We start from the raw sequence: 4,377 nt of genomic DNA, 5'->3' as shown, positions 1-4,377 counted from the left end.
GCCGTGACGAGGGGGTGGCGGATCAGTTCCAGACCGGCGTCGAACCCGTGGACCACGGCGACCACCGCCGCGGGCAGCCCGCTCGCCTCGGCCGCCCGGCGCAGCAGGGAGGCGCACAGCTCGGAGGTGGCCGGGTGGTCGGGGTGCGCCTTGACGACGACGGGGCAGCCGGCGGCGAGGGCGCTGGCGGTGTCCCCGCCGGGGACGGAGAAGGCGAGCGGGAAGTTGGAGGCGGCGTAGACGGCGACCACGCCCAACGGCACCTTGTAGCGGCGCAGTTCGGGGCGCGGCGGGGTGAGGGCGGGGTCGGCGCGGTCGATCCGGACGTCGAGGTGGGAGCCCTCCTCGACGGCGTCGGCGAAGGCCCGCAGCTGGCCGGTGGTGCGGCCGAGCTCGCCCGTGAGGCGGACCGGGCCCAGCGCGGTCTCGGCGTCGGCGGCTTCGACGATCCGGTCGGCGGCCCCGTCGAGCAGGTCGGCGGCGGTCCGCAGGAAGGTGACGCGGGCGGCGGTGTCGGCCAGGGCGGCGCGGGCGGAGTGGGCGGCGCGTACGGCCAGGTCCACGTCCCCGGGCGTGGCCTCGGCGGCAACCTCTTCGCGCCGCTTCCCGGTGCGGGGGTCCACACTCCAGACTGGTGTCGCTGCCATCGCCCGCTGCCTCCTGGATCGTTCAGTATTCTGAACGCCGTTCCGGTGGATGAATGATCACTTCTGCTGCGGACTCTATTTCCGCGCCCACCGCGTGACAAGAGGCCTTCGGAGCCGAACAGAGGGGAAGCAGGCGCATGACGACAGCGGAGACGGACACCACAACCGGCGGCCAGGCGGGGGTGGATGGGACGGACGGGGCGCATGGGACGGACGGGACGGACGGGACGGAGGGACCGGACGGGACGGAGGGACCGGACGGCGGGGAGGGGCCGCACGTCGCGGAGGGACCGGATGCCGCGGAGGGGCCGGACGTCGCGGAGGGGCCGGCGGCGGCGCCCGCGCCCGTGAAGTCGGCGGTGCGCACCGTCCTGCTGCTGGAGCACTTCGCCGCGCGGCCGGGCCTGCACAGCCTCGCCGACATCCAGAACGACCTCTCCCTGCCCAAGTCCAGCCTCTACATGCTGCTCCGCACCCTCGTGAACCTGGGCTGGGTGGAGACCGACGCCACCGGCACCCGCTACGGCATAGGCGTACGGGCCCTGCTGGTCGGCAGTTCGTACATCGACGGGGACGAGGTGGTGGCGGCCGCCCGGCCCACCCTGGACCGGCTCTCCGGCGACACCACCGAGACCATCCACCTGGCCCGGCTGGACGGGACGAGCGTGGTCTACCTCGCCACCCGGCCGTCCCAGCACTACCTGCGGCCCTTCACCCGGGTCGGGCGGCGGCTGCCGGTGCACTCGACGGCGCTCGGCAAGGCGCTGCTGGCCACGCACACCGACGAGGAGGTGCGCAGGCTGCTGCCGCGGCGGCTGGAGGCGGTCACGCAGCACACCATCACCGACCGGGAGCAGCTGATGGCGGAGCTGGCGCTGGTGCGGGAGCAGGGGTACGCGGTGGACCGGGAGGAGAACACGCTCGGACTGCGCTGCTTCGGGGTGGCCGTGCCCTACCGGACGCCGGCGCGGGACGCGGTGAGCTGCTCGGTACCGGTGGCGCGGCTGACGGCGGGGCACGAGCAGATGATCAAGGCGGCGCTGTTCGAGGCGCGGGACCGGCTGTCGGTGGTGACGCGGCGGATGTGAGGGTTCCGGTCCCTTGGCTCCTCGCCTTTCCTGCGCCTTCCTCGCGCCTTTCCTCGGGCCTTCCTCGCGCCTTCAGAGTTCCTCCCCCACGTGGGGGAGACGGATCACCTTCGTGGGGGAGGTGGCGGGGCGCGGCGCACGGGACCGTGGGGACATGACCACGCGAGCGCTGCAGATGACGATCCCGACGCGGACGACGGCCCCCCGGCTGGGGGCCGTTCCGCGGATCCTGCGGGGCGCGGCCCTGGCCGCCACCCTGCCGTACCTGACCCTCAAGGCGGCCTGGCTGGCCGGGAGTCACCTCGGCATACCGGCGGGCAGCGTGCTGCTGGAGCCGGGTCGGTTCTTCGTGGTGGCCAACGCGGCGACGATGGCGATGGACGCGACGGTGATTCTGCTCGTGCTGCTGCTCACCCGCCCCTGGGGCATGCGGGTCCCGGCCTGGCTGCTCGCCCTTCCGGTGTTCGTCGCCACCGGGCTGCTCACCCCGATCGTCCTGGGCTACCCGGGCCAGCTCCTCGTCAAGGCCGTGGGCCTGGGCGCGGGCGAGGCGGCCAGGGCCGCCCGGGAGCCCTTCCTCGACCCGTGGGTGTTCACCGTCGTCTACGGCGGTTTCATCATCCAGGGGATCGCCCTGGCCGGACTGTTCGTCCCCTACGCGCGAGAGCGCTGGGGCGGGCTCTGGCAGGGCGCGCCGGTCCGGCGGCTCCCGTCTCCCACGGGGGTGGTGGCGGGAGCCGCGGCGGTGAGCGGCGTGGCGGTGGCCGCGGCGCATGGGTACTGGGCCTTCGGCGGAAGCGCCGGGCTGGCCGCCCGGCGGGCGGCGGAGTACTCCGCGGAGGCGGGCGTGGTGTCGGGGGTGCACGCGCTGTGCGCGCTCGCGGCCGCGGCGGGGGCGCTGCTGCTGGCCCGGGGAGGGCAGCGGCGGGCGGTGTGGCCGCTGGCCCTCACCTGGGTCGGCGCGGGGGCGACGCTGAGCTGGGGGGCATGGCTGATGCTCGCGGCCCTGGGTCCCGGGCCCGGTTCCGTGGAAGACCCCGGCACGGCGATCACCCTGACCTACTCTGGCCAGATGATCACCGGCCTGCTCGCGGCCGCCGTCCTCATACGCTTCCTCCGCTCCCGCCGACCGGCTTGAGGCGGGGCGGGGCCGGGACTCGCTCGCACGGGGGCCGCCCGCGCGGGTGTGAGGCGGGGCCGGGGTGGAACGGGTGCCGAGTGCGGGCGGGTGGGGAACGGGGGAACGGGGGAGCGGTGAGCGGGTTCGGCGGGGGCCGGGGCGACGGGGGCAGGGGTGCGCTCGTGGGGGTGGGGTGGGTGTTGGGGGCGGGGGCTCGGCTGCGGTGGGTGCATCTGGTGCTCGGCGGGGCCCTGCTGATGCCGTACCTGCTGCTCGCCCAGGTCGGGGTGGGCATGGCGGCCGGCGGGGCCAACGCGATGACCTCCCTGCCGCTGATGCTGGTCTCCTACGCCGCCGCGCTTCCGCTGGCCACCGTCACCGCACTGGTGGGGCCGGTCCGGCCGTTGTCGGTGGCCGCGGTACGGGCCCTGTGCGGGGTGCGGGGGGACGCGCTGGCCGGGGGGCCGGCCCGGTCCTGGGCCGCCCGGTGGCGGGCCTCCGCCTGGTGGACCCTGCACCTGGGGATCGGCGCGGTGGTCAGCGGGGTGAGCCTCGCGACGCCGCCGATGGGGGTGGTGCTGATGGCACTGCCGCTGCTGGACAGCGGGCGCGTAGCCCGTTTCGGCCTGGGCTGGTTCGGCAGCGGGGCCGGGCCCTACCTGGCCCCCCTGCTCGGAGCCGCGCTGCTGGCCGGGGTCGTGCTCTGCTCCGCCGGAGCGGGAGCGCTGCTGGCGCGGCTCGCGCCCGTGCTCCTCGGGCCGACCGCGGCGGACCGGCTGGCCGCCGCCGAGGAGCGGGCCGCCGACCTGGCCGTGCGCAACCGCCTGGCCCGGGAGCTGCACGACGCGGTGGGCCACGCCCTGAGCGCCGTCACCCTGCAGGCGGCCGCGGCCCGGCGGGTGCTCGACAGCGACCCCGGCTTCGTACGGGAGGCGCTCACCGCGATCGAGGACACCACCCGCCGCACCGTGGGGGAGCTGGACGCGGTGCTCGGGCTGCTGCGGGACGGCGACCCGGCCCGGGCCGACGCCGCGCCCGCGCCGACCCTGGCCGCCGACCTCGACGGGCTGCTGGCCCGGACCCGGGCGGGCGGCACCACCGTCACCGCCGACCTGCGGCCCGGACCGGCCGGGGACTGGGCGCAGCTCCCGGCGATCGCCTCCCGCGAGGCGTACCGGATCGTGCAGGAGGGCCTGAGCAACGCCCTGCGCCACGGGGCGGGTCCGGTCGCCCTGCGGATCCGGGTCCACGCGTCCGAAGGCCACCGCGAACTGGAGATCACCATGACGAATCCGCCCACGCGGCACCCGTCCGCCGGCGCGGGCGGGCAGCCGCGCACCACCGGAGGCCGCGGGCTGCGCGGAGCCGCCGAGCGGGCCGCGCTCCTCGGCGGCGCCGTCGAGGCCGGCCCGCACGAGGGCCACTGGCGGCTGCGGGCCGCCTTGCCGCTCGGCCCCGCCGGGGAGGGCCCCGCCGGAGAGAGCCCCGCCGGGGCGGGCTCCGCCCGACGGCGGGTCAGGGG

At 76.5% G+C, this 4,377-nt stretch carries 4 protein-coding genes; 3 read left to right on the top strand and 1 reads right to left on the bottom strand.

Going from position 1 to position 4,377, the window contains the following annotated elements; genetic code table 11:
* Nucleotides 1-647, bottom strand: a 647-nt coding sequence (locus tag ACFV0Q_RS38890; protein ID WP_385012467.1) for an aldehyde dehydrogenase family protein, incomplete at its 3' end; no start/stop codon positions are given.
* A 137-nt stretch (nucleotides 648-784) separates the two neighbouring features.
* Between ACFV0Q_RS38890 and ACFV0Q_RS38885 the strand changes: the two genes are divergently transcribed.
* The 3 genes from ACFV0Q_RS38885 to ACFV0Q_RS38875 form a co-directional block, all read left to right on the top strand.
* A complete protein-coding gene (locus ACFV0Q_RS38885) occupies nucleotides 785-1,735 on the top strand; it encodes an IclR family transcriptional regulator C-terminal domain-containing protein (protein ID WP_385012465.1) in 951 nt (316 codons plus the stop codon).
* Nucleotides 1,736-1,889: 154 nt separating this feature from the next.
* Nucleotides 1,890-2,873 (top strand): hypothetical protein, encoded by a 984-nt coding sequence (locus ACFV0Q_RS38880; RefSeq protein WP_385012463.1) that lies wholly within the window; start codon nucleotides 1,890-1,892, stop codon nucleotides 2,871-2,873.
* A gap of 209 nt (nucleotides 2,874-3,082) precedes the next feature.
* Nucleotides 3,083-4,377 (top strand): sensor histidine kinase (locus ACFV0Q_RS38875; RefSeq protein ID WP_385012461.1); only part of this gene is annotated, 1,295 nt, incomplete at its 3' end.

The sequence above is a fragment of the Streptomyces sp. NPDC059564 genome, from assembly GCF_042735575.1.
GTDB lineage: Bacteria > Actinomycetota > Actinomycetes > Streptomycetales > Streptomycetaceae > Streptomyces.
This window is presented reverse-complemented; position numbering and strand designations above follow the sequence as displayed.

What these genes read in the sequence shown, in the direction of transcription:
- ACFV0Q_RS38885 (WP_385012465.1), top strand. Translation starts at nt 785, where the DNA reads ATGACGACAGCGGAGACGGACACCACAACCGGCGGCCAGGCGGGGGTG.
- ACFV0Q_RS38880 (WP_385012463.1), top strand. Translation starts at nt 1,890, where the DNA reads ATGACCACGCGAGCGCTGCAGATGACGATCCCGACGCGGACGACGGCC.